Source organism: Hydrogenophaga sp., assembly GCF_030656115.1.
Lineage (GTDB): Bacteria > Pseudomonadota > Gammaproteobacteria > Burkholderiales > Burkholderiaceae_C > Hydrogenophaga.
The window spans coordinates 43,067-66,734 of record NZ_JAUSOO010000122.1; the positions used below are offsets into that span (position 1 = coordinate 43,067).

Annotated in this window: 16 protein-coding genes; 10 read left to right on the top strand and 6 right to left on the bottom strand. The window is 64.5% G+C overall.

Going from position 1 to position 23,668, the window contains the following annotated elements; all coding sequences use genetic code 11:
- The first annotated feature begins 46 nt into the window (after nucleotides 1-46).
- The 5 genes from Q7J58_RS15140 (at nucleotide 47) to pbpC (ending at nucleotide 13,392) form a co-directional block, all read left to right on the top strand.
- Nucleotides 47-1,150 carry a hypothetical protein gene (locus tag Q7J58_RS15140; RefSeq protein ID WP_304829769.1) on the top strand — a complete coding sequence of 368 codons (1,104 nt, stop codon included), beginning with the start codon at nucleotides 47-49 and terminating at the stop codon, nucleotides 1,148-1,150.
- Complete coding sequence (locus Q7J58_RS15145; protein WP_304829772.1) at nucleotides 1,147-2,454, top strand: TIGR04283 family arsenosugar biosynthesis glycosyltransferase; 1,308 nt, start codon at nucleotides 1,147-1,149, stop codon at nucleotides 2,452-2,454. Before Q7J58_RS15140 ends, Q7J58_RS15145 begins: the two co-directional genes overlap by 4 nt.
- 169 nt (nucleotides 2,455-2,623) lie before the next feature.
- Entirely contained in the window at nucleotides 2,624-5,365 is a 2,742-nt protein-coding gene (locus Q7J58_RS15150; protein WP_304829775.1) for a cation-transporting P-type ATPase, read from the top strand.
- Between the two features lie 272 nt (nucleotides 5,366-5,637).
- Entirely contained in the window at nucleotides 5,638-10,770 is a 5,133-nt protein-coding gene (locus Q7J58_RS15155; RefSeq protein WP_304829778.1) for an alpha-2-macroglobulin, read from the top strand.
- Nucleotides 10,771-10,968: 198 nt separating this feature from the next.
- Nucleotides 10,969-13,392, top strand: a complete 2,424-nt coding sequence (gene pbpC / locus Q7J58_RS15160; RefSeq protein WP_304829781.1) for a penicillin-binding protein 1C — start codon at nucleotides 10,969-10,971, stop codon at nucleotides 13,390-13,392.
- 90 nt (nucleotides 13,393-13,482) lie between these two features.
- Here pbpC and Q7J58_RS15165 read toward each other — a convergent pair whose 3' ends face one another.
- The 4 genes from Q7J58_RS15165 to Q7J58_RS15180 form a co-directional block, all read right to left on the bottom strand.
- Nucleotides 13,483-15,732, bottom strand: coding sequence for a bifunctional (p)ppGpp synthetase/guanosine-3',5'-bis(diphosphate) 3'-pyrophosphohydrolase (locus Q7J58_RS15165; RefSeq protein ID WP_304829784.1), 2,250 nt, complete (start codon nucleotides 15,730-15,732; stop codon nucleotides 13,483-13,485).
- Nucleotides 15,733-15,883: 151 nt separating this feature from the next.
- On the bottom strand, nucleotides 15,884-16,087 hold the full coding sequence (gene rpoZ, locus Q7J58_RS15170; RefSeq protein ID WP_069047262.1) for a DNA-directed RNA polymerase subunit omega: 204 nt from the start codon (nucleotides 16,085-16,087) through the stop codon (nucleotides 15,884-15,886).
- A gap of 29 nt (nucleotides 16,088-16,116) precedes the next feature.
- Complete coding sequence (gmk, locus tag Q7J58_RS15175; protein WP_304829789.1) at nucleotides 16,117-16,737, bottom strand: guanylate kinase; 621 nt, start codon at nucleotides 16,735-16,737, stop codon at nucleotides 16,117-16,119.
- Between the two features lie 176 nt (nucleotides 16,738-16,913).
- Complete coding sequence (locus Q7J58_RS15180) at nucleotides 16,914-17,870, bottom strand: DUF1732 domain-containing protein (protein ID WP_304829792.1); 957 nt, start codon at nucleotides 17,868-17,870, stop codon at nucleotides 16,914-16,916.
- Nucleotides 17,871-17,931: 61 nt separating this feature from the next.
- Between Q7J58_RS15180 and Q7J58_RS15185 the strand changes: the two genes are divergently transcribed.
- From Q7J58_RS15185 to hemW, 5 genes are read left to right on the top strand one after another with little or no spacing between them, the layout of a single operon-like run.
- Nucleotides 17,932-18,936 carry a serine/threonine-protein kinase gene (locus tag Q7J58_RS15185; RefSeq protein ID WP_304829795.1) on the top strand — a complete coding sequence of 335 codons (1,005 nt, stop codon included), beginning with the start codon at nucleotides 17,932-17,934 and terminating at the stop codon, nucleotides 18,934-18,936.
- Nucleotides 18,933-19,832 carry a protein phosphatase 2C domain-containing protein gene (locus Q7J58_RS15190; protein WP_304829798.1) on the top strand — a complete coding sequence of 300 codons (900 nt, stop codon included), beginning with the start codon at nucleotides 18,933-18,935 and terminating at the stop codon, nucleotides 19,830-19,832. The genes Q7J58_RS15185 and Q7J58_RS15190 overlap by 4 nt, the downstream gene beginning before the upstream one ends.
- A gap of 10 nt (nucleotides 19,833-19,842) precedes the next feature.
- Complete coding sequence (gene rph, locus Q7J58_RS15195) at nucleotides 19,843-20,574, top strand: ribonuclease PH (RefSeq protein ID WP_304829801.1); 732 nt, start codon at nucleotides 19,843-19,845, stop codon at nucleotides 20,572-20,574.
- Nucleotides 20,575-20,610: 36 nt separating this feature from the next.
- Nucleotides 20,611-21,231 (top strand): RdgB/HAM1 family non-canonical purine NTP pyrophosphatase, encoded by a 621-nt coding sequence (rdgB, locus tag Q7J58_RS15200; RefSeq protein ID WP_304829804.1) that lies wholly within the window; start codon nucleotides 20,611-20,613, stop codon nucleotides 21,229-21,231.
- A gap of 20 nt (nucleotides 21,232-21,251) precedes the next feature.
- Nucleotides 21,252-22,508: a radical SAM family heme chaperone HemW gene (gene hemW / locus Q7J58_RS15205; protein ID WP_304829861.1), complete on the top strand. Its 1,257-nt coding sequence runs from the start codon at nucleotides 21,252-21,254 to the stop codon at nucleotides 22,506-22,508.
- A gap of 57 nt (nucleotides 22,509-22,565) precedes the next feature.
- Here the strand turns inward: hemW and Q7J58_RS15210 are convergent, their stop codons facing one another.
- The gene (locus Q7J58_RS15210; protein WP_304829807.1) at nucleotides 22,566-22,934 is read right to left on the bottom strand and encodes a hypothetical protein; all 369 of its coding nucleotides are present in this window, start codon (nucleotides 22,932-22,934) and stop codon (nucleotides 22,566-22,568) included.
- Nucleotides 22,931-23,299, bottom strand: a complete 369-nt coding sequence (locus Q7J58_RS15215; protein ID WP_304829810.1) for a glutaredoxin domain-containing protein — start codon at nucleotides 23,297-23,299, stop codon at nucleotides 22,931-22,933. The genes Q7J58_RS15210 and Q7J58_RS15215 overlap by 4 nt, the downstream gene beginning before the upstream one ends.
- Nucleotides 23,300-23,668 lie beyond the last annotated feature (369 nt).

Consider the following 23,668-nt stretch of genomic DNA (forward strand, 5'->3'; position numbering starts at 1 on the left):
CACCCATTCTTACACTCGGACCCTGCCGACCCACCGCACCCAACCCATGAACCCCACGGATTCCACAGACGCAGCGCTCGCGCCTTTGCAGCCAGACCGGACGCAAGCCCTGTGCACCGCCTTGCGCGCGGCGCTGGCCGACGCGCACCACCCCGCCGCCCAGCAGCCACTGGAGCCCCTGCCCGACAAGGGCCTGGCGCACGACCACGTGCGCCTGGTGGGCACCGGGCTGCTGGCGCGCCTGCCCAAACAAAGCCAGATGGGGCTGGACGCCGCGCACAACCTGGCCTACCAGCGCGCCTGCTTCGCCCGCGCAGCGGTGGGCGGGCACACGCCCGCGTTGCACGGCTGGCTGGCGCCCAGCGCCCACCTGCCACGCGGCGCCTTGCTGGTGGAAGAGGTGGTGGGCCGGCCCGCGCAACTGCCCCTCGACCTGCCCGCCATCGCGCGCAGCCTGGCCGCTTTGCACGCGCTGGCGCTGCCCAGCACGGCGGCATGCGCGCCCTTGCTGCACGCGCCCGACCCGCTGCAAGCGCTGTACGCAGAAATTGAAGCCCAGGCCAGCCACCTGCCTGCAGCCCGGGTGGCGCCGGTCGTGGCGCAGGCGGTGGTGCAGCAGTTGCAGCAGCTCAAGGCTTTGTGCGCCGCAGCGCCGCGCCCACCGCGCAGCCTCATTGCGTTTGACGCGCACCCGGGCAATTTCATCGTGCGTGCCGATGGCCGCGCCGTGTTGGTGGACCTGGAAAAATGCTGCTACAGCCACCCCGGGCTCGACCTGGCCCACGCCACGCTCTACACCTCGACCACCTGGGACGTGGACACCCATGCCGTGCTCAGCGTGGCCGAAGTGACCCGCTTGTACCGCGACTGGGCCGCTGCCGCCGGGCCAGCCGCTGAAGCGGCTGTCGCCTGGCATGTGCCGCTGCGCAGCGCCATGGCGCTGTGGTCGCTCACCTGGTGCGCCAAGTGGCGTGTGCTCTCGCAGGCCGCCGCTCAAAAGGGTGGCGATGGCGAAGACTGGTCGGCCCAGCACAGCCAGGCTGAACTGGTGCGCCATGTGCGCGAGCGGGTCGACCACTACCTCAGCCCCGGCGTGGTGGAGCGCCTGCTGCACGAACTGCACGCGTTGAACGAGGCGCTGCGCCCATGAAGCTGGCCGTGGTGTTGCCGGTATTGAACGAGGGCGCGGCCCTGTTGCCCCGGCTGCAGGCGCTCGCACCGCTGCGCGCACGCGGTGTCTGGGTGGTGGTGGTGGACGGCGGCAGCACCGACGGCACCTGTACCACGGCACAGCCCCTGAGCGACGCCGTGCTGATGGCTCCCCGGGGACGCGCCGCGCAAATGAACGCCGGGGCAGCTGCAGCCGCACAGGCCGGTGCCGATGTGTTGCTGTTTCTGCACGCCGACACCCAGTTGCCGCCCGATGCCGACCGGCTGATCGAAACCGCGTTGGCCCGAGGCGCTGCCTGGGGTCGCTTTGACGTGCGCATCGACGGTGCGCACCCCTTGCTGCCCATGGTGGCCGCGTTCATGAACCTGCGTTCGCGCCTCAGTGGCATTGCCACCGGCGACCAGGCCCTGTTTGTGCGCCGGCGCGTGTTTGAGGCGCTGGGGGGCTTTGCGCCACTGCCGCTCATGGAAGACATTGAGCTCAGCGCCCAACTCAAGCGCTGCTCAGCGCCTGCCTGCGTGGCCCAGCGCGTCACCACATCAGGCCGGCGCTGGGACCGGCACGGTTTGTGGCGCACCATGGTGCTCATGTGGCGCCTGCGCGCTGCCTATGCCGCTGGGGCCGACCCACACGCCCTGGCTCTGCGCTACGGCTACATGCCGCGCGCCCCGGCCGCCGTGGCCGTGGTGGCCAAGGCGCCGGTGCCCGGTCTGGCCAAGACGCGGCTCATACCGCTGCTGGGTGCCGCCGGTGCCGCCCGTGCCCAGCGCGGCTTTGCGCTGCAAACCCTGGCCACCGTGCGCACCGCCAGCACCGGGCCGCTCACGCTGTGGTGCGCGCCCGATACCCGGCACCGTTTCTTTCGCACCCTGCGTGCGCGCCACGGCGTGGTGTGCCAGCCCCAGCCTGCTGGCGACCTGGGCCAACGCATGGCCGCCGCCATGGTGGCCCACTTTGCGGCGCATCCCCGCATGCCCTGGCTGGTGGTGGGCACCGACTGCCCGGCGCTCACACCCGCCCACCTGCAGCAGGCCGCTGATGCTCTGCAAACGCACGACGCCGTGTTGGTACCGGCTGAAGATGGGGGCTACGTGTTGCTGGGCTTGCGGCGCCCGCTGGTCAGCGTGTTCGATCGCATCCATTGGAGCACCGCGCAGGTGTTGGAGCAGACCCGGGAGCGGCTGCACCAGGCAGGCGCCACCTGGGTTGAGCTGCCCGCCTTGTGGGACGTGGACGAGCCCGCCGACTGGCTGCGCTGGGCCCGGGCTGGCCTTGAAGGCTGAGCGTTTTGGGGTGGTGAGCGGGCTCGAACGAAAGACTCTCCGCCTCTTTGAGGTTTGACCGGGGTCAAAGGCAGCGCCTGCTGGCCGAACCTTTTGCGGCCACAGCGTCTGATTGGGGTATGGTTTTCACTACAAATTAAATCCAAGCAAATCAAAGGTCAACGCAACCATGTCTCAGCCGCCGCCATCGATCCGCCCCGACAACCCTTCAACCGCAGCCCCGCCTTGGCACACCCGCACGCCGCATCAGGCGCTGGAGGCGTTGCAGGTCTCGCCCCAGGGACTGAGCAGCCCAGAGGCGGCCAAACGTCTGCAGCAACACGGCCCCAACCGGCTGGAGGTGGCTGAGGGCCCAGGGCTGTGGCGGCGTGTGCTGGCGCAGTTCAACAACCTGCTGATCATGGTGCTGCTGGCGGCGGTGGTGGTCACCGCACTGATTGGCCACACGCTCGACTCGGCCGTCATCCTGGCGGTGGTGCTGCTCAATGTGTTCATTGGCGTGTTGCAAGAGGGCAAGGCCGAGAAAGCGCTGCAAGCCATACGCCACCTGCTGGCTCCGCACGCCATGGTGTGGCGCGATGGCCGACTGCACGAGATCGACGCCGCCGATCTGGTGCCGGGCGATGTGGTGCAGGTCGCTTCGGGCGACAGCCTGCCCGCCGACCTGCGCTGGCTGCAGGTCAACAACCTGCGGGTCGATGAGTCGGCCCTGACCGGCGAATCGATGCCGGTAGAAAAGGCGCTGGCCCCGGTGGAGCCCGGCGCTGCGCTGGGCGACCGCCTGTGCATGGGCTACGCCGGCACCCTGGTGACCCAGGGGCAGGCGCGGGGTGTGGTGGTGGCCACCGCCGGGGGCACCGAAATGGGCCGCATTGGCCGCTTGCTGGCGTCGGTGGAGCAGGTGGTGACGCCGCTGGTGCGCAACATGAGCCAGCTGGCGCGCTGGATCACGCTGGCTGTGGTGGCCGCTGCGGCAGCCCTGTTTGCCTTTGGCACGCTGGTGCGTGGCATGCCCGGCGCTGACATGTTCATGACCGCCGTGGGTCTGGCGGTGGCGGCCATTCCCGAAGGTTTGCCGGCCATCATGTCCATCACCCTGGCCATTGGCGTGCAGCGCATGGCCGCACGCCATGCGGTGATCCGGCGCCTGCCCGCGGTTGAAACCCTGGGTTCGGTCACCGTGATCTGTTCCGACAAAACCGGCACGCTGACCCGCAACGAGATGACGGTGCAGCAGGTGGTGCTGGCCGATCGCGTCGTTGACGTTGACGGGGCCGGCTACGCGCCCGACGGTGCGCTGCGAAGCAACGGTCACCATCTGCAGCCGGCCGAACTGTTTCGCGAGGCGCCCGCACTGCTGGCGCTGGCCGAGGCCGCCGCGCTGTGCAACGACGCCAGCCTGCATCTTGAGGGCGGACATTGGCAGCTGGCCGGCGACCCGACCGAGGGTGCGCTGCTGACCCTGGCCATGAAGGTCGGCATTGATCCGCAAGAACTGGCCCGCGAGCGCCCCCGCACCGGCGCCATTCCGTTCGAGTCGGAGCACCGCTACATGGCCACCGCCCACGCGGCCGAGGCCGACGCACCCGCCGGCCACGACCTGCTGCTCAAAGGCGCGCCCGAGCGGGTGCTGGGCATGTGCAGCCACCAACTGGCCGGCGACGGCCAGGCCGTGCCCATCGACGAAGCGCACTGGCAGCAAGCGGTCAACCAGCAAGCCCGTGCCGGGCGCCGTGTGCTGGCGCTGGCGCGTGGCCATGTCGATGCGGTGTCGGCGCTGGACAGCCGCAGCGGGGTGGACGGCCTGACGTTGCTGGGCCTGGTGGCCATCATCGACCCACCGCGCCAGGAGGCCATCGAGGCCGTGGCCCAGTGCCGGGCGGCCGGTATCCGGGTGAAGATGATCACCGGCGACCACGGCGTGACCGCCAGCGCCATTGCCACCCAGCTGGGCATGGGCAATGACCTGCGGGCGGTGACAGGCCCCGACATTGAGGCCATGGACGACGCAGCCCTGCAGCAGGTGGTGCAGGACACCGATGTGTTTGCCCGCGCCAGCCCCGAACACAAGCTGCGCCTGGTGCAGGCCCTGCAGGCGCGCGGCGAAGTGGTGGCCATGACCGGTGACGGCGTGAACGACGCGCCCGCGCTCAAGCAGGCCGACGTGGGTGTGGCCATGGGCCGCAAGGGCACCGAGGCGGCCAAGCAGGCCGGCGACATTGTGCTGGCCGACGACAACTTTGCCTCCATTGCCCACGCGGTGGAAGAGGGCCGCACGGTCTACGACAACCTGCGCAAGACCGTGACCTTTCTGTTGCCCATCAACGGCGGCGAGTCCATGTCGCTGCTGGCGGCGGTGCTGTTTGGCCTGGCGCTGCCCATCATGCCGGTGCAAATTTTGTGGGTGAACATGGTCAGCTCGGTGGCGCTGGCCATGGTGCTGGCCTTCGAGCCCACCGAGCCCGACGTGATGAAGCGCGCCCCGCGCCCACCCGGCGAAGCCATGCTCAGCCCGTTCGTCATCTGGCGCATCGTGTTGGTGTCGACCCTGTTCACGCTGGGCATCTTCGGCATGTTCCAGTGGTCCTTGTCCACGGGCGCGTCTGTGGAAGAGGCCCGCACCATGGCCGTCAACACCCTGGTGGCCATGGAGGTGTTTTACCTGTTCAGCGTGCGCTACCTCAAGGCGCCTTCGTTCACCGGGGTGGGTGTGCAAGGTACCCCGCTCGTGCTTGTGGCGGTGGCCGGGGTGGTGGTGCTGCAAGCCTTGTTCACCTACGCCCCATTCATGCAAACCCTGTTCGCCACCCGTGCCCTGAGCCTGCAGCAGTTGCTGATGTGTGCCGCAGCGGGGGTGACGGTGCTGGTGGTGCTGGAACTGGAGAAAGCCGTGTTGCGCCAGCGACGCTGAGTGGGTGGGATGGTTTGAACCCAAAACCGCCATGGCGTTGTTGCAAAGCCTTGCCATACCGGGTTGTACTGTCTGCGGCTTTGCGCCTAGCCCTGACGGTTGTGCGTAAGTCCAGAAGGTGAACGGGCTCGTGGGAAAAATTCTCAGCATTCACCCTGCCAACCCGGTACTGTCCAGCGGTTAGAGCGCGGTCAACTGCCTTCAATCAAGCCGCCGTGCCTGTTGTCGGCACATGTAAACTGCTTCGCATCCCTTGACGCGAGGCCAAAACCATGATTGTGCTGCCCACCAAAATCCAGGCCATTCTGGTCGCAACCACGGCTGCGCTTGCGTTGTGGGTCGGGGTGCAAGGTGAAGTGTCCGCATTGGCCGAAACGGGCACTTCGGAACCCTTTGCCTGGGTGGACTGCAAGCCCCGCCTGCTGGACGGCACGCCCGCCGTGGCCGTGATGTTCACGCAGCCGCTGGCCCGCTCGCAAGACTGGGGCAAGCTGGTCAAAGCCAGCGAGGGCGACCAACCTGAAACCGCCACCCCCGTGTCCCCACGCTGGGTGCTGGGCGACAACCCGCGCATGCTGTTTTTGCCCAACGTCACGCCCGATCGCACCTACCGCATCACCATGGCTGAGGGCATGAAAGCCGCAGGCGGCAGCGTCCTGGGCGGTGCACACGAGTGCAGCGTGAAAAGCGAGGCCATGCCTGAGGCCTTCTACTTCGCCAGCAAAGGCTCGGTGTTGCCCGCAGGCCAGAACGGTGGCCTGCCAGTGGTCACCGTGAACACACCGGAGGTGGATGTGCAGTTTCTGCGCGTGAACGCCGAAGCATTGCCCACCTTTCTGGATCAGGTGGGCAACCGGACGGCCAGCCGACGCACCGAAACCGAGGCAAACGCTGACGGTGAAAGCGAGGACGAGTACGGTGGTGGCTGGGTAGACCCTGGCCGCAAACTCAAAGGCATGGTCAATGGCTATGTGCTGGATGAACTGCGCAGCAAAGCCACCAGCGTGTACACCTCGCGCTTTGTCACCGACACCCGGCCCAATCGCCGCAATGTGAGCTACTTGCCTGTCGAAAAGGTCAAAGAGCTGCAAGAGCCTGGCATTTACGTGGCTGTGATGACCCAGCCCGGCCGCTTCAGCGGGGACTACCAGGTGACATACTTCTACGTGACCGACATCGGGCTGCACGTGCGCCGTCACACCGCGCAGGTGGACGTGTTCACCACCTCGCTCAAGACGGGCGAAGCCATCCAGGGTGTGGAACTGACGCTGCTCGACGACCACGGCAAAAGCCTGGACCAGGCCTCCAGCCGTGACGATGGCCACGCCGTTCTGACCGCCCAACTTGGCAAAGCCCGGGCCGTCGTGGCCCGCCGGGGCAAGGAAATGTCGGTCATTGCGCTGCGCGACCCGGCGCTGGATTTGTCGGAATATGACATTGGCGGCCATCCCTCGCGCAACCAGAAACTGTTTGTGTACGCCGGGCGCGACCTGTACCGCCCTGGCGAAGAATTCACCGTGTCGGTGCTGGCGCGCGATGCCGATGGCAGGCCCCTGCCAGCGGCACCCGGTGGCGGCGCCACACCCATCATCCTGGTGCTGAAAAAGCCGGATGGTGAAAGCGTGTCTACCCAAATCGTGCAGCCCAATGCCCAAGGCACGGCCTACTATCAGCACACCCTGAGCCTGCCCGACAGCGCGCCCACGGGTCGCTGGTTGCTTGAGGCCCACCTGGACCCCACGGCGAAACGCCCCGAGGCGGCCTGGAGCTTCCAGGTGGAAGAGTTTTTGCCCGAGCGCATGAAACTGGACCTGAAGGCCCCCGATCAGGTGCTTACAGGCGGTGGCGAGTTGGGCATTCAGGTGGAGGGCAGCTACCTGTACGGTGCCCCGGCGGCAGGCAACACGCTGCAGGCCAGCGCATCGTCCGAGCGCCAGCGTTTGGCCCTGCCCCAAAGCTGGCCCGGTTTCATTTTTGGCGACGTGGCTGACGACACCGCGCGTCAACGACAAGACCTGGAGGAAACCACGCTGGACGAGGATGGCAAAGCCAGCGTCAGCGTGCCATTGCAATTTGCCGAGCGCTCGTCCCCCATGAAGCTGCGCGCTGTGTTCAGCCTGCTCGAATCGGGCGGGCGGCCTGTGGTGCGCTCGGTGGAGCGCAGCTGGTGGCCCACCAATGCCCTGGTGGGCGTGCGCCCGCTGTTCGAGCGCGATGTGGCTCAGGAAAACAGCCTGGCCAGGTTCGAGCTGGTGCGCGTCAACACCGCTGGCAAGCTGGTGCCCGCCAAAGGCCTGCAGGTGCGACTGGTGCGCGAAGACCGACAGTGGTACTGGCGCTACGACGACCAGCGCGGCTGGCACAGCGGCTATACCGAGGGCGAAGAGCTGGTGGACGCCCGCAGCCTGGACATCAGCGCCCGCACCACCCTCAGCCTGCCCGTCACCTATGGCCGTTACCGGTTGGAGGTGCTGGACCCGACCACCCGGCAAACTGCCCGTTACCGCTTTTACGCCGGCTGGAATGCCCAGGACGCCGACGACATGGGCAACCGCCCCGACCGCGTAGGGCTCAAGCTTGAAGGTGCGCCCTACCAACCCGGCGACCAAGCCCGCATCACCCTCACTCCGCCGCACGATGGCGTTGCCCTGGTGACCGTGGAAGGTGACCGCGTGCTGTATCAAAAACGCGTGAAGGTGCGCGCAAGTGGCACCACCATTGAGATTCCGGTAGATCCAACGTGGAACCGGCACGACTTGTACGTGGCTGCTGTGGTGTTCCGCCCCGGCAGCGCGGGCGACCGAATCACCCCGGCCCGCGCATTGGGTCTGGCCCACCTGCCGCTGTCCCGTGGGGCTCGGCAGCACAAGCTGACCATAACCGCCCCGGCCAAAGCCGTGCCCGGGCAAACCGTGCCTGTCACCGTCAAGCTGACCGATGCCCAGGGCCAGGTGATCAAGGGTGTGGCCGGGCAACAAACCGTGGTCACGCTGTCGGCCGTGGATGTGGGTATTTTGAACATCACCCGTTTCGCCACGCCCCAACCCAACGACTTCTTTTTTGGCAAACACCGCTACGACGCTGACTTGCTCGACATCTACGGCAAGCTGATCGAAAAGATGGACGGCAACACGGCCCGGCAGCGCTTCGGTGGCGACGCGGACAAGCGAGACACCCAAAGCCTGCCGCGCAAGGTGCGCCTGGTTGACCTGTTCAGCGGTCCCATGACGTTCAACGACGCGGGCGAAGCCATTGTTCCCCTCAACCTGCCCGACTTCAACGGCACCTTGCGCCTGATGGCCGTGGCCAGCACGCCCGACGCTTATGCCAGCGCCGATGCTGAAATGGTGGTGGCAGCCCCCCTGGTGGCCGAGTTGGCCATGCCGCGCTTTATTTCGGCGGGTGACATGGCAACCATCGCACTGGACGTGACCAATCTGTCAGGCAGCACGCAAGACGTGCGCGTGACGGTGGAATCGGGCGCGCCGCTGCGCATCACCGGTCCGCACGCGCGCTCAAAGCTGACCCAACAGGAGCGCTCGGTGATGCGCATCACGGGCCAACGCCCTCCTGTCAAGCTGGCCCACCAGCAGCGCACCGTATTCCGCTATACGGCAGAAGCCACCGATGCCTGGGGTCTGGCCCCCATCAAACTGACCGTCACGGCGGGAAAGCTGAAGGTGGTGCGAGAGGCCGCGCTGCAGGTGCAACCCGCCACGCCGCTGGTGCGCGAGGCACGGCAGGTGCGCATTGAGCCTGATGGGTCCTTCCAGCTCGACACCACGCTGACCGATGCGTTCTTTGCTGGCTCCGCCAGCGTCAACCTGACGCTGTCGAACAAGCCGCCGATTGACGTGCGTTCTGCCGTGCAAGGGCTGCTGATGTATCCCTATGGTTGCCTGGAGCAAACCACCAGCAGTGCCTACCCGCTGGTGTTCATCGACGAAGCCGGCGCCACCGCCTACGGCATGAAGCCACTGAGCCGCGAAGAGCGTGCCAAACGGCTCGATATGGCCTTTGGCCGCCTGTCAGGCATGCAGCAGCCACAGGGTGGGTTTGGCCTGTGGGCTGCCAGCAACCCGTATGAGGGCTGGCTGAGCGCCTACGTGACCGGGTTTTTGCAAGACGCACACGATGCCGGTTTTGCCGTGCCCGAACCCTTGTTGCAACGCGCCACGCAATCGTTGCTGGAACAGTTGCAAAAAGCACCCGGCCTGCAAAGCAAGCCGCCCAAAGACGTACCCCGCGACGCGAATGGCCGCGTGACGGATTACCGCTGGGTGGACAGCTTGCGCATGGCGCACCAGCGCCTGGCCGAGGCCGCACACGCGGGCTACATATTGGCGCGTGCGCAGAGGGCCCCGCTCGCCACGCTGCGCACCCTGCACGACGAGTGGCGCAGCAACGCCCGCTCGCCCTTGGCGCTGGTGCACCTGGGCCTGGCCCTGAAACTGATGGGCGACGAAGCCCGTGCCACCGTGGCGCTGGATGATGCCTTCAAGCTGGCCTACGGCATCAACCCCAGCATCGGCAGTCAGGACGGGTACGGCGAATGGCTGGGTGACTATGGCTCGGCCCTGCGCGACAACGCGCTGGCCTACGCCTTGCTGCATCGCCACCAGGTGGCACACCCCAAACGCGAGAACCTGCTGCTCGACTTGGCCGCCACGTTTGAAAAACGCCAGTACCTGTCCACCCAGGAACGCCTGTCCCTGTTCCTGGCGGCACGCGCCGCCGGTGGTTCCAGCGATGTGCCTTGGGCAGCCAGCCTTCAAATGGGGAGTGCCGCCGCCACCGCGCTGAGCAGCAAAACGGCAGAGCAACGCAGCTTCGACGCCGCGTCCATCAAACGCGGCGTGACCGTGGCCAACAAGGGCAACAACACGCTGTTTGCCGAAGTGGCCGCCGAGGGCTACCTTGTCAAACCGTTGGCACCGCGTGACGAGCGCATAGCGCTGGAGCGCAGCTGGTGGACAGTCGATGGCAAAGCCATCACCAGCCGCGAGTTCAAAACCGGTGACATGGTGGTGGTGCGCCTGACGGTGCAGGCCAAACAGCGCATCAAAGACGCCCTGGTGGTTGAGCGCGTGCCTGCCGGCATGGAGGTGGAAAACTTCAACCTCAGCCAGGGCGTTCAGGCCAGCGATTTCATGGTGGGTGGCGTGAATGTGGGCGAGGCCATGGCCGACCAACGCATCAAACACCGCGAGTTCCGCGACGACCGCTTCGTGGCCGCCGCCGACCTGCGCGACGGCCCGCTGCACCTGTTCTACGTGCTGCGCGTGGTGACCCCCGGCAAGTTCACCGTGCCCGCCCCGTTCGCCGAAGACATGTACCGACCCGACGTGCGCGGGGTGGGCAAGGCTGAGGCGGACATCACCGTGGTGGACCCGAGGGTGAAATGACCCTGGCCCGTGTCATTTACAAAATCACCTATCTGTCGAGTTCCGTGCGATTATGTACCCCGTCGCAGCTGGCCGTTGTTTCGAGCCCGTGCTGTTTTGGCGGGCAAGGGCCCAAACAACACCAGTCAGTCCCGTCTCACCTTGGATATTTTTTCCTCCAGAATTTTCGACAAAAAGTGGGTTTTTCGATCAATTGGCATGGCTTTGTTGCTGTGCCTGTTGAAATCCTTTGATCTGCTTTTTCCCCTGCCCGCCGCCGCCTTCCAGGGCGCCGCCGCCCCCGGCACGCTGGTGGTGCTGGCCGCCGACGGCACGCCCCTGCGCACCTGGGCCAGCACCGACGGGGCGCTACGGCACCCCATCCAGCCCGAGGCCGTGTCGCCGCTGTACCTGGAGGCGCTGCGCCACTACGAAGACCGCTGGTTTGACTGGCACCCCGGCATCAATCCGGTGGCCATGTTGCGTGCGCTGGGCCAGTGGGCGTGGCACGGGCGTGTGGTGTCGGGTGGATCCACGCTCACCATGCAGGTGGCGCGCATTCTGGACATGAACGACCCAGCCCGTGGTCCGGCCCCTCGCACGGTGGGTACCAAGCTGCGTCAGATGGCGCGCGCCCTCCAGCTGGAGTGGCACTTGAGCAAGCGCGACATCCTCACGCTCTACCTCAACCACGCGCCCATGGGCGGGCAGGTACAGGGCATTGAAATGGCCAGCCGCGCCTACTTGGGCAAAACGGCGGTCAGCCTGAGTCACGCCGAGGCCGCGTTGCTGGTGGCCCTGCCCCAAAGCCCCTCCCGCCTGCGACCCGACCGTGCGCCGGGGCTGGCGCAGGCCGCTCGCGACAAGGTGTTGACACGCATGACCACGCTGGGCGTGTGGCCCGCCGCCACCGTGGCCGATGCCCGGCTGGAGCGCGTGTTTGCCCCGCCGCTCAAGGCCCGTTGGCTGGCCCCTTTGGCGGCCGAGCGCTTGCGCCAAGCCGCCAAAGGGAAAGGTCCTGTGGTGCACAGCACGCTGGATGCCGCGCTGCAACTGAGGCTGGAACAGGTGCTGCTGGACCGCCTGATCCAACTGCCCCCAGCCGTGTCTGTGGCCACGCTGGTGGTGGAGAACGACAGCCTGGCGGTGCGCGGCTACGCGGGCAGCGCCGATTTTTCAGACAACCAGCGCTCAGCCCACGTGGACATGGTGCGCGGCGTGCGCTCACCGGGCTCCACGCTCAAGCCGTTTCTGTACGCCATGGCTCTGGACGAAGGGCTGATCCACTCCGAAAGCCTTCTGGTGGACGCGCCACAGAGCTTTGGGGGCTACGCGCCAGGCAACTTCCAGGCGTCGTTCAGCGGTCCGGTGAGCGTGAGCGAGGCGCTGCAACGCTCGCTCAATGTGCCTGCGGTGGACCTGCTGGAGCGCATTGGCCCCGCCCGTTTTGCTGCGCACCTGCGCAACGCAGCGCTGAAGCTGCGCCTGCCCCCCGGGGCCACACCCAACCTCAGCCTGATTCTGGGCGGTGGCAGCACCACGCTGGAAGAATTGGTGGGTGCATACACCGCCCTGGCCCGCGCAGGTGTGGCGGGCCAGCCGCGCCTGACCCCCGACGCACCGGCGGTGGACACGCGGTTGATGAGCGCGGGCGCGGCCTTCATCGTGCGCGAAATTTTGGAAAACGGGGGCCGCCCTGGCGCACCGTTCAAAGAAACGGGCACCCGCGTGGCCTGGAAAACCGGCACCAGCTTTGGGTTCAGAGATGCATGGGCCATTGGCGTGACCGACCGCTACACCCTGGGCGTGTGGGTGGGCCGCCCTGACGGCACGCCCAACCCCGGTTTTTTTGGCGCCAACACCGCCGCCCCGCTGGTGAAAGACCTGCTGGCTGCGCTCGATGCATCGGCCAGCAGCACTGCCCCGCGCGCCTTGCCCGCCAGTGTGCGTGCCCAAGACATATGCTGGCCGCTGGGGCTGGCCGCCAGCGCCACCCCACCAGAGCACTGCCGCATGCGCCGCCTGGCGTGGACGCTGGACGGCACCGCGCCGCCCACGATGCCCGACCGGCTGCAGCCCACTGGCCTGCTGGACACGGCTTGGGTGCAGAGACCCGCAGGAAACACCGTCAACCACCGCGGCAAAGCGGCAGGTGGCGGTACCCGCCCCGCCGTGCGCCTGAGGCCTGGCTGCGCTGCAGCAGCGGCAACAGACACTGCAGGGGCAGCCCAGACAGCATTCGGGTCTGGTGCAACCAAGACCGGGGTCGCGCAAGCCATCACCTACGCCCGCTGGCCCACCTTGCTGCAACCCTGGATAGAACCCGCCCAGCGCAGCGAGGTGGAGCGACTGCCCTGGGGACCACCCTGCCGGGGAGGCACACCGGCCCGCACCTTGCGCATCAGCGGGCTGGAGCCCGGCAGCGTGTTGCGGGCCGTTCCAGGCACAACCGGCATCACCGTTCAGCTGCAGGCGCTGGGGACCATCGAGGCCGTGAACTGGCTGCTCGATGGCCGACTGGTGGGGACCACGCAGCCCGATGCCGCACAGCTGCGCCTGTTGCTGCAAGGCCCCGGCCAGCACGCCCTGACCGCGATGGACGCTGCGGGGCAGTACCAACAAGTGGTGTTTTCGGTGAGGTGAGCCGGTTTGCGCCTTTTGCTTCAGACAGCAGACAGCATGGCGAATACCCTCTGGCACATCAGCCGCCCCGTGCCAGTCGGACCCCGCAAATCAGACTTTTGAGGGCCTGTAGCGCTGCGCTTTCAGTACCGAGGGCGTGCGTTTGAGGCTGCGCAACACATCGGCCAGGTGAACCCGATCGCGTACGGCCACCGTGAAGCGGATGTCGGTTGCAGTCTGTGCCGGCTCGTCGCCCATGTCCACGTGGGTGATGTCGGCCTCGGCCGAGGCAATGGCAGAAGCCACGCGCGCCAACACCCCCTTTCCATTCGTCACCGTCACCGTCACCACGGTTTCAAACGAGCGCATGGTTTCGTCGGCCCATTCCACCTCCAGAAACCGCTCGCTGTCGCGCAGCAGCAGCCGCTTGCCGGTGGGGCATTCTTCGGCGTGGACCACCAGCCCTTCGCCACGGCCGAGGTAGCCCACGATGCGGTCGCCTGGAATGGGCTTGCAACACGGTGCGTATTGCACCGACAGGCCCTCACTGCCATCGAGTGTGACCACGCCTTGAGAGGCAGAATCGTCCTGCCCGCTGGCATAGCGTTCGGTGCTGATCAGCAGAGCATCGGGTTTGAGCCCTGTTTCGGCCAGCAACACAGCCAACTTCTTGCCCACCATGTTGGCGATGCGTTTGCCCATACCAATGTCGGCCAACAGCTCATCGCGGGTTTTGTTGCCGGTGAACCGCAACAGCTTTTCCCAGGTTGTCTTGTATTCGCCGTCTTCACTCGGCAGCGTGGCAATGCCTTCGGAGCGCAGCGCCTGGCTGAGCATGCGCTCACCCAGTTCGTTGGACTTTTCTTGCGCCACCGTCTTGAGGTGGTGGCGGATTTTGGAACGCGCGCGCCCGGTTTTGACGAAAGACAGCCAGGCGGGGTTGGGTTCGGACTTTTCGTCGGTGACGATTTCCACCACGTCGCCGTTGTTCAACTCCGTGCGCAAAGGGCGCTGTTCGCCGTTGATGCGGGCCGCCACCGCGCGGTTGCCCACGCCGCTGTGGATGGCGTAGGCAAAGTCCATCACCGTGGCGCCGCGCGGCAGTGCCATGATCTTGCTCTTGGGTGTGAACACATACACCGCATCGGGGAAAAGATCGATCTTGATGTGGTCCCAGAATTCCGAGGCGTCGTGCGTTTCTTGCTGAATGTCCAACAACGATTGCAGCCACTGTGTGCCCAAGCGTTGTGAGGTGTCGCTGTTGGGCTCACTGGCTTTGTAGAGCCAATGAGCAGCCACACCCGATTCGGCCACCACGTCCATAGCGTGGGTACGCAACTGAAATTCAATGTTGGTGCCAAAAGGACCGATCAGCGTGGTGTGCAGCGACTGATAGCCGTTGACTTTGGGAATCGCCACGTAGTCGCGGAACTTGCCCGGCACCGGCTTGTACATCTGGTGCAGGATGCCCATACCGGTGTAGCAATCGGTCATCTCGGGAACGACAATGCGAAAACCATAAATATCGGTCACCTGCGAGAACGACAGATGCTTGTTGTCCATCTTGCGGTAGACCGAATACAGCGTCTTTTCTCGGCCCAGGATGCGCACAGGCATGCCATGGCGGGCGAATTCAGCCTCCACTTCAAGCTGCACCCGCGCCATCAGGTCGCGGCGTCGGTGGCGCGACTTGTTCAACGCTTTCGACAGCACCTCGTAGCGCCAGGGGTGCAAGAAACGAAAGGACAGGTCCTGCAGTTCGCGGTAGGTGAAGTTCAGGCCAAGGCGGTGTGCAATAGGGGCGTAAATCTCCAGTGTTTCACTGCTGATCCGCTCCCACTTGCTGCGCGGCATGTCGCCCATGGTGCGCATGTTGTGGGTGCGGTCGGCCAGTTTGATCAGGATCACCCGCACGTCCTTCGCCATGGCCAGCAACATCTTGCGAAACGACTCGGCCTGATTTTGTTCGCGGGTGTCAAATTCCAGCTTTTCCAATTTGGTCAAGCCGTCCACCAGATCGGCCACGGGCGCACCAAAGCGCTCGGCCAAGTCCAGTTTGGTGACGCCACAGTCTTCAATCGCGTCGTGCATCAAGGCGGCCATGAGCGCCTGTGCGTCCAGCTTCCATTCGGTGCACTGCGCGGCCACCGCAATGGGGTGGGTGATGTACGGGTCGCCATTTTTTCGCAACTGACCCAGGTGGGCTTCGTCGGCAAAACGGTAGGCCTGTCGAACGCTCTCCACATCAGCGGGCGCCAAGTAATCCAGTTTGCCCAGCAGAGCCGCAAAGCTGGCTGCAGCGGCGCTGTCCGCAGGGTGGGCTTGGGCTGTGGTGGGCTCGGGATGGGACGCGGTGATCATCCCTGTACTTTAGCGTGAGATCGTTACCTTCGCTGAGCATGTGGAGCCTCTTGCACCTCTGCGGTGCATGCGCTGTGCGAAAGGCTTTTCGATCCACGAAAAAAAACACCGCCGAGCGGTGTTTTTACTGATTCAAGCTGCAGGGCAGCGTTCAGAGAGGGACTTTCTTGAGCATTTCCAAACCAACTTTGCCTTCGGCAATCTCGCGCAGTGCGGTCACACCGGGTTTGTTTTTGCTCTCGATTTTGGGTGCATGTCCCTGGCTCAGCATGCGGGCGCGGTAGGTGGCGGCCAGCACAAGCTGAAAGCGGTTGGGGATTTTTTCCAGACAATCTTCGACGGTGATGCGTGCCATGTGCGGGCTTTCGGAAAATGTGCGGTAGGTCAGTGGATATTGAGTGCGCGGAACGTGTCGCTGCGGGCGATACGTTGGGCGGCGAACTTGAGCCGCTGGGCATGGACGATGGCCTTGAGGTCAAACAAGGCCCGCTCGAACAACTCGTTGATTATAACGAAGTCGAATTCTCGGGCGTGGCCCATTTCGGTGGCGGCATTCTGCAAGCGCACTTCTATGACCTCGGCACTGTCCTCGGCCCGCCGCTCCAGCCGGGAGCGCAGTTCTTCCCAACTGGGAGGCAAGATGAAGATCAGCACCGCATTCGGGAAAATGCGTTTGACTTGAATGGCGCCCTGAAAGTCGATCTCTAGCACCACGTCTGCGCCCTGCGCCATGCGCTGCTCAATGGCTTGCTTGGAGGTTCCGTAGCGGTTGCCATGCACCATGGCCCATTCGAGGAACGAGCCCTGGATAACCATTTGGTCAAAGGTTTCCTTGGATACAAAGTAGTACTCACGGCCATGCAATTCCTGACCGCGGGGCGCTCGGGTGGTGTGCGATACGGACGGCACCACACGCGAGTCAAGCTCCATCAATGCCTTGACCAAGCTCGACTTGCCTGCCCCACTGGGCGCTGCAACCACGAAGAGATTTCCAGGATATTCCATAAATAGCAATTCTAAATAGTGAGGTCAATGACCCGTGCAGCGGCCAATCCGGGTTCATGCCGAGCGAGGCTCGGGACGCAAAGGGGGCCGCAGGGCCAGCAGTCGGGCCGCTCCAAGGCCGGACCAGCCCCCTCGCAGGGCAGCGACCCGCGCAGCGGTGGAGCATGGGGGTATCTTCATTCAATGTTCTGTACCTGCTCGCGCATCTGCTCAATAAGCACCTTCATATCCACCGAAATGCGTGTCAGCTCCAGGTTGGACGACTTGGAGCCCAGCGTGTTGGCCTCGCGGTGCAATTCCTGGATCAGGAAGTCCAGCCGTTTGCCGACATCAGAGCCCTTGTTGATCAGGCGCTCAATCTCACTCAGGTGCGAGTCCAGGCGGGTGAGCTCTTCCGCCACATCGATGCGAATGGCAAATGCGGTGGCTTCGGTCAGGGCGCGGTCTTTGGCCATGTCGCTGGTGATGGCGTTGCCCAGTGTGCCGCTGGATCCAGCGCCAGGCACGGCACCGGCAGACGCGCCCAGGGCTTCGTTCCAGCGGTCTATGAAGCGCTGGCGCTGCTGGGCGACCAGCAGCGGAATCAGGGGTTGCGCGTCCTGGGCCAGTTGGCGGAGTTGTTTCAGCCGGTCCAGCAGCATTTCCGCCAGGCGCTTGCCCTCGCGTTCGCGCGCGGCCAGCAGACCGCCCAGCCCGGTCTGCGCCAGTTTGAGCAGCGTTTCATGCCATTCGCTCATGTTGCCTTGCTGGCGCGAGGTCAGCTGCAGGACCTCAGCCACCGAGAGCGGCGCGGCGGTGGGCAGCCAGGCACGGATGTTGTCTTGCAGACCCAACAGCTTTTGCAGTTCCAGGGCATTCGGTGCGCGCGGCCCCACATCGGCCCGTCCTTCTACCCAGGCGCGCACTTCCACCTTGCCGCGCTTGAGTTTGGCGGTCAGCAACTCGCGAATGGCGGGTTCAGATGCACGCAGGTCGTCCGGGAGCTTGAACGTGATGTCCAGAAAACGGCTGTTGACCGAACGAATTTCGATGCCCAGCGGGTGCTTGGTTTCGCGCGCCGGCTCTGCGGCATTCGCGGCAGAAGGCCCGCCGGTTTGGGCTGTGGCGTAGCCGGTCATGCTGTAAACTGCCATTGAACTGTGTCCCATCAGGTTGATTGGGCCAAAACGAGGCGTTCCGGAACCCATCCGAATTATGTCAAAGGTCAAACCTGCCCCGCTGCCTCCCGACACCGTGATCGGTGGCTACCGTATTGTGCGCAAGCTGGCGGCTGGCGGCTTCGGTGTGGTGTATCTGGCGGTTGATGCCGAAGGCCAGCAGGTTGCCATCAAAGAGTATTTGCCGTCTTCGCTGGCCACCCGAGGGCCGGGTGAATTGCTGCCTCAGGTGCAGCCTGAAAAGCTCTCGCTGTACCGGCTTGGCCTCAAGAGCTTTTTTGAAGAGGGTCGGGCACTTGCTCAAATTTCGCATGCTTCGGTGGTGAGCGTGCTGAACTTTTTCCGTGAGAACGAAACGGTTTACATGGTCATGAATTACCTGGAGGGCGCGTCCCTGCAGGAGTTCATCATCACGGCACGCGAGCTCAAAAAGCAAAAGGTGTTTCGCGAGTCAACTATCCGCTCGCTTTACGACGAAATCCTGCGCGGTCTGCGTATCGTGCACCAGCACAAGATGCTGCACCTGGACATCAAACCGGCCAACATTTTCATCACAGACGACAACCGATCGGTGTTGATTGATTTTGGTGCAGCACGCGAGGTGCTGAGCAAAGAGGGCAACTTCATCCGTCCGATGTACACGCCAGGCTTTGCGGCCCCCGAGATGTACCGGCGTGACTCCAGCATGGGCCCCTGGACCGATATTTACGCGATTGGCGCTTGCATTTACGCCAGCATGCAAGGCTATCCGCCCAACGATGCGCCGCAGCGACTGGAAAAAGACCGCCTCTCTCTTGCGCTTTCCCGTTTGCGCGGTGTCTATTCCGACAACCTTATTGAGGTGGTGGAGTGGTGCATGTCGCTGGATCCCCTCTCTCGCCCTCAGTCGGTGTTTGCGTTGCAAAAAGAGTTGAACCGCGAAACAGAGCGCAGTTACACCAAACTCACCGTTGCCGAAAAAATGCGTCTGCAGTTTGACAACATCGTGTCAGACAACAAAAAATCGTCAGGCAAGACGGGCATAGGGACCCGTCTTCGATGAAGTTCTCGGTCTACCAGATCAGCCGCCAAGGCGGACGACCGCGCAACGAAGATCGTATTGGCTACGCTTACACCCAGGAATCGGGCCTTTTCGTGCTGGCTGATGGCATGGGTGGCCACCCCGAGGGGGCCATGGCTGCCCAGCTCGCGCTGCAAACGTTCTCAGCTTATTTCCAGAAGGCGGCCAAACCCTTCCTGGGGGATGTGCCCAAATTTTTGACCAATGCGCTGATGGCTTCACACCATCAGATTTTGCGGTACGCGGCCGAAAAAGGCATGCTTGACACGCCGCGCACGACCTTGGTTGTGGCTGTGATGGAGCACAACTGCATGCATTGGATTCACTGTGGTGATTCGCGGCTTTACATCGTGCGCGACGGCCAGCTGCTCACCCGCACCCGCGATCATTCCTATATAGAGCAGCAAGCGCATCTGGGCCAAGCCACTCAGAACATCAACCGCAACATCTTATTCACCTGCCTGGGTTCGCCGGCCAAGCCGATATTTGACCTGTCCAGTCCGCTGCAGCTGCAGGAGGGCGACCGCGTGCTGTTGTGTTCAGACGGTTTGTGGTGCACGGTGAACGACAATGAAATTGCGTCCGAGTTGGCTGCGCATCCGTTGAACCAGGCTGTGCCTGAACTGGTAGAGATGGCGTTGCGGCGCGGCGGCCCCCGTTGCGACAACGTCACCGTGCTCGCCATGGAGTGGGAAACGCCCGATGCGTTTGAAAGCACTCTGGTGTCTTCCGAAGACATGCAACAAGGGTTTTTCTCCTCCACCATTCAGTCGGGCGTGCCCGATCCGACCATCGAAGACATGGACGACGCGGCGATCGAGCGCTCGATCGCCGAAATCAATGCAGCGATACGGCGTGCTGCCGAACGCAATCCCTGAGGGTATTCCCATGAGCGACTTTATTCGACCCGGCCACCGGGCCGCCGATGCCTTGCGTCCGGTGCGCATCACGCGCGGCTTCACCATCCATGCCGAAGGCTCGGTGCTGATTGAGTTTGGCGACACCAAGGTGCTGTGCACCGCATCGGTTGAAGAGAAGGTGCCGCCGCACAAACGCGGCAGTGGCGAGGGCTGGGTCACCGCCGAGTACGGCATGCTGCCGCGCGCCACCCACACCCGCAGCGACCGTGAGGCCGCCAAGGGCAAGCAAAGCGGGCGCACGCAAGAAATTCAGCGCCTGATTGGTCGCTCGCTGCGCGCGGTGTTTGACCTGAAAGCGTTGGGCGAGCGCACCATTTCGCTGGACTGCGATGTGTTGCAGGCCGACGGCGGCACGCGCACCGCCAGCATCACCGGTGCCTTTGTGGCCGCGCACGACGCGGTGTCGCGTCTGCTGGCCGACGGCAGAATAGCCACCTCGCCCATCAAAGGCCCTGTGGCCGCCATTTCGGTGGGCATTTTGCAGGGCGTGCCTTTGCTGGACCTGGAGTACGTGGAAGACTCGGCTTGCGACACCGACATGAACGTGTTGATGACGGGTGCAGGCCATTTCGTGGAAGTGCAGGGCACGGCCGAAGGCGTGGCCTTCAGCCGCCGCGAAATGGATGCCTTGCTGGCACTGGCCGAAAAGGGCGTGAGCGAGTTGGTGATGCTGCAACGGCAGGCGCTGGGTTTGGTCTGAGCGGCTCTGATCGTTGGTTGAACCACTTGAGATCCCATGAAACTCGTTCTGGCTTCGAACAACGCGGGCAAGCTCGCTGAATTGCAGGCGCTGTTTGCTCCGCTGGGGGTGGAACTGGTGCGCCAGTCCGACCTGGGTATACCCGAGGCACCCGAACCACACTGCACATTCATTGAAAATGCGTTGGCCAAGGCGCGCCATGCGGCGCGCCTGAGTGGTTTGCCGGCCTTGGCCGACGATGCGGGCCTGTGTGTGGAAGCCTTTGGCGGCCTGCCTGGGGTGAACACGGCTTACTACGCCACCCAGTTTGGCTACGCCAAGGGCGACGACAACAACGTGCGTGCCTTGCTGGAGCAGATGGCCGGCGAGACCGACCGCCGCGCCGCGCTGGTGAGCACGCTGGTGGCGCTGCGCAGCGCCGACGATCCCGAGCCCCTGGTGGCCATGGGCCGTGCGCCGGGACTCATCACCGAGCAACCCGTGGGTGACAACGGGTTTGGCTTTGACCCGGTGATGTATCTGCCCCAGTTTGACAGGACCTTTGCCCAGCTCTCCACCGACATGAAGAACGCCAACAGCCACCGTGGCAAAGCCGCGCAGCAGATGCTGGCGCTGATGCGCGAGCGCTGGTTGTCCGAACCGCCTGCCTGCGCATGAGCCAGGGCAACGGGGTACCCATGTCGTGGCCCGGTGGCCTCGCGCCTGCTGCAGCGCCCGCCGGTGCGGTGCCGGTGAACGACATCCGCCACTGGATGCGCCCCGGCACGCTGCAGTTGCGCAGCCTGCCGCCGCTCTCGCTCTACATCCACCTGCCGTGGTGCCTGAAGAAGTGCCCTTATTGCGACTTCAATTCGCACGAATGGAGCGCCACGTCGGAGCACGGGCAGGCGCTGCCTGAGCAGAGGTACCTGGACGCCTTGCGGGCCGATCTGGAGGCCTCGCTGCCGCTGATCTGGGGTCGCCCGGTGCACAGTGTGTTCATCGGCGGCGGCACACCCAGCCTGTTTTCGCCGGCCGCCATGGACCAGCTGCTGGCCGATGTGCGTGCGCGTGTGCGGCTGGACGCCGACGCCGAGATCACGCTGGAGGCCAACCCGGGCACGTTTGAAAAAGACCGATTTCGGGCCTTTCGCCAGGCGGGGGTCACGCGGCTTTCCATTGGCGTGCAAAGCTTCAACGACGCGCACCTGAAGGCGCTGGGCCGCGTGCACGACCGGGCTCAGGCCATGGCGGCGGTGGAGGAGGCCGCGCAAGCTTTCGACACGTTCAACCTGGACATCATGTACGCGCTGCCAGGGCAGACGCTGGCCGACTGCGAGACCGACATGCGCACCGCCTTGGCGTTCAGGCCGCCGCATATCTCCATTTACCACCTCACGCTGGAGCCCAACACCTACTTTGCCAAGTACCCGCCCGCGCTGCCGCCCGACGACGATGCCTACGCGATGCTGGACCGCATCACCGAGCTCACGGCCGAAGCCGGGTTGGCGCGCTACGAAATTTCAGCCTATGCCCGCGATGGCCACCGTTGCTGGCACAACCTGAACTACTGGCAGTTTGGCGACTACCTGGGTATTGGCGCGGGGGCCCACAGCAAGCTGAGCTTTGCCCACCGCGTGGTGCGCCCGGTGCGGGTGCGCGAGCCGCGCCTGTACATGGAGCGCGCCCTGGCCGGCGATGCGGTGGTGAGCGCCGACGAAGTGGCGCGGGCCGACCTGCCGTTTGAATTCATGCTCAACAGCCTGCGGTTGAAGGCGGGCTTCGAATTGCAAGACTTCTCGGACCGGACCGGCTTGCCGCTCTCCGCCATTGAGCGGGGTTTGAGCCGCGCCGCGCAGCAGGGCCTGCTGGCGCGCGATGCGCAGCGTGTGTGGCCCACCGAGCGCGGGTTTGACTTTTTGAGCGATTTGCAGAGCCTGTTCTTGCCGGATTGAAGTTTTTCAGGGCCAGCGCCTTGGGGTGGTACCACGGATGACGTGTTCAGCGTCGCCTCAACAATCTTCCCGGGCCTCAATACACAACTGCTGTACGCGCGAGCCATCCACCGCCACCTTGGCGCGTATGCGCAGCGAGCGTCCGGTCTCCAGCCGCATGCGGCAGTGGTAGTCCAGCCCATCAGTCTGCCCCGGGCTGTGGCTGGCAGTGCGGCGCTGCCATTGTTGTTGGCCGTCCAGTTCCACGCGCAGTTCGTGCCAGGCGGGGGCTGACTCAGCGGGCACACGCACCACCAGGGTCACGTCAATGTCGAACGTGCGGTGCCGGTCCAGCGCGCCCGGAATGTCAAGCACCGCTACGGTGGTGCTGCCCGCGTCGCAGCGCCAGAGCTCGGCCTGGGGTGGCTGGTTGGCGGGGTGGTTCATGGTGCCAGCAAGCCTTTGAGTTCACCCGATACGATGAGTTGCTGCAACTCGGCGGCCCCGCCAATCAGCATGCCGCCCACAAACACCATGGGAAAGGTGGGCCAGCCGGTCCACATTTTCAGCGCGTTGCGCCGCCGCCATTGCGAGGCGTAGCCGCCAAACGCCAAGTATTCGTGGGCCACGCCAGCGGCGTCCAGGGCGCGGCGGGCCTTGCTCACAAACGGGTTGCTGTGCATACCGACCACCACCACTGGGTGGGTGTGGATGGCTGTCAGTACCTGTTGGATCAGATCGCTGTGCAGCCCCGCCACCTTTTGGCGAATGGCGGGATGCAGGTGTTTCTCGTCAAGCACAGGGCGGGTCATAAGGGGTTCCAGAGGTTTGTGGAATGCACTGTAGTTCCTTTGTGCAAATCAGGTGCTTGGGTGTGCCGGTGCTTGGGGCTTTCTGCGGGGTGAAGCTTGAGCAGACTCAGCGTGCCAGGTTGTGCATGCCTTGGCTGAGCAGCTACCTGACATGCAAAGATCTATAAACTTGCAAAGCGCCAAATTTACAATCCCGACAGGTTTTTCGTGAACCCAATGGGGACATCGACAATGTGGAACGGCCGTGAATTTATGCCTTGTTGGCTCTGGCTGGCTCTGCTAACGTACAAAAGTGTTGGGTCCAACAATGCCGTCGCTTTTGGGGCGTGAGGTCGCATCACAAAAAGGTGGCTCATGCGAGAGAAAGCT

Bases quoted from the DNA above. Each gene is read 5' to 3' on its own strand.
- pbpC (WP_304829781.1), top strand. From the start codon at position 10,969: ATGGCTTTGTTGCTGTGCCTGTTGAAATCCTTTGATCTGCTTTTTCCC.
- rph (WP_304829801.1), top strand. From the start codon at position 19,843: ATGAGCGACTTTATTCGACCCGGCCACCGGGCCGCCGATGCCTTGCGT.
- Q7J58_RS15180 (WP_304829792.1), bottom strand. From the start codon at position 17,870: ATGGCAGTTTACAGCATGACCGGCTACGCCACAGCCCAAACCGGCGGG.
- Q7J58_RS15150 (WP_304829775.1), top strand. From the start codon at position 2,624: ATGTCTCAGCCGCCGCCATCGATCCGCCCCGACAACCCTTCAACCGCA.
- rdgB (WP_304829804.1), top strand. From the start codon at position 20,611: ATGAAACTCGTTCTGGCTTCGAACAACGCGGGCAAGCTCGCTGAATTG.
- Q7J58_RS15190 (WP_304829798.1), top strand. From the start codon at position 18,933: ATGAAGTTCTCGGTCTACCAGATCAGCCGCCAAGGCGGACGACCGCGC.
- gmk (WP_304829789.1), bottom strand. From the start codon at position 16,737: ATGGAATATCCTGGAAATCTCTTCGTGGTTGCAGCGCCCAGTGGGGCA.
- Q7J58_RS15145 (WP_304829772.1), top strand. From the start codon at position 1,147: ATGAAGCTGGCCGTGGTGTTGCCGGTATTGAACGAGGGCGCGGCCCTG.
- Q7J58_RS15215 (WP_304829810.1), bottom strand. From the start codon at position 23,299: ATGACCCGCCCTGTGCTTGACGAGAAACACCTGCATCCCGCCATTCGC.
- Q7J58_RS15155 (WP_304829778.1), top strand. From the start codon at position 5,638: ATGATTGTGCTGCCCACCAAAATCCAGGCCATTCTGGTCGCAACCACG.
- Q7J58_RS15165 (WP_304829784.1), bottom strand. From the start codon at position 15,732: ATGATCACCGCGTCCCATCCCGAGCCCACCACAGCCCAAGCCCACCCT.
- rpoZ (WP_069047262.1), bottom strand. From the start codon at position 16,087: ATGGCACGCATCACCGTCGAAGATTGTCTGGAAAAAATCCCCAACCGC.
- Q7J58_RS15210 (WP_304829807.1), bottom strand. From the start codon at position 22,934: ATGAACCACCCCGCCAACCAGCCACCCCAGGCCGAGCTCTGGCGCTGC.
- Q7J58_RS15140 (WP_304829769.1), top strand. From the start codon at position 47: ATGAACCCCACGGATTCCACAGACGCAGCGCTCGCGCCTTTGCAGCCA.
- Q7J58_RS15185 (WP_304829795.1), top strand. From the start codon at position 17,932: ATGTCAAAGGTCAAACCTGCCCCGCTGCCTCCCGACACCGTGATCGGT.
- hemW (WP_304829861.1), top strand. From the start codon at position 21,252: ATGTCGTGGCCCGGTGGCCTCGCGCCTGCTGCAGCGCCCGCCGGTGCG.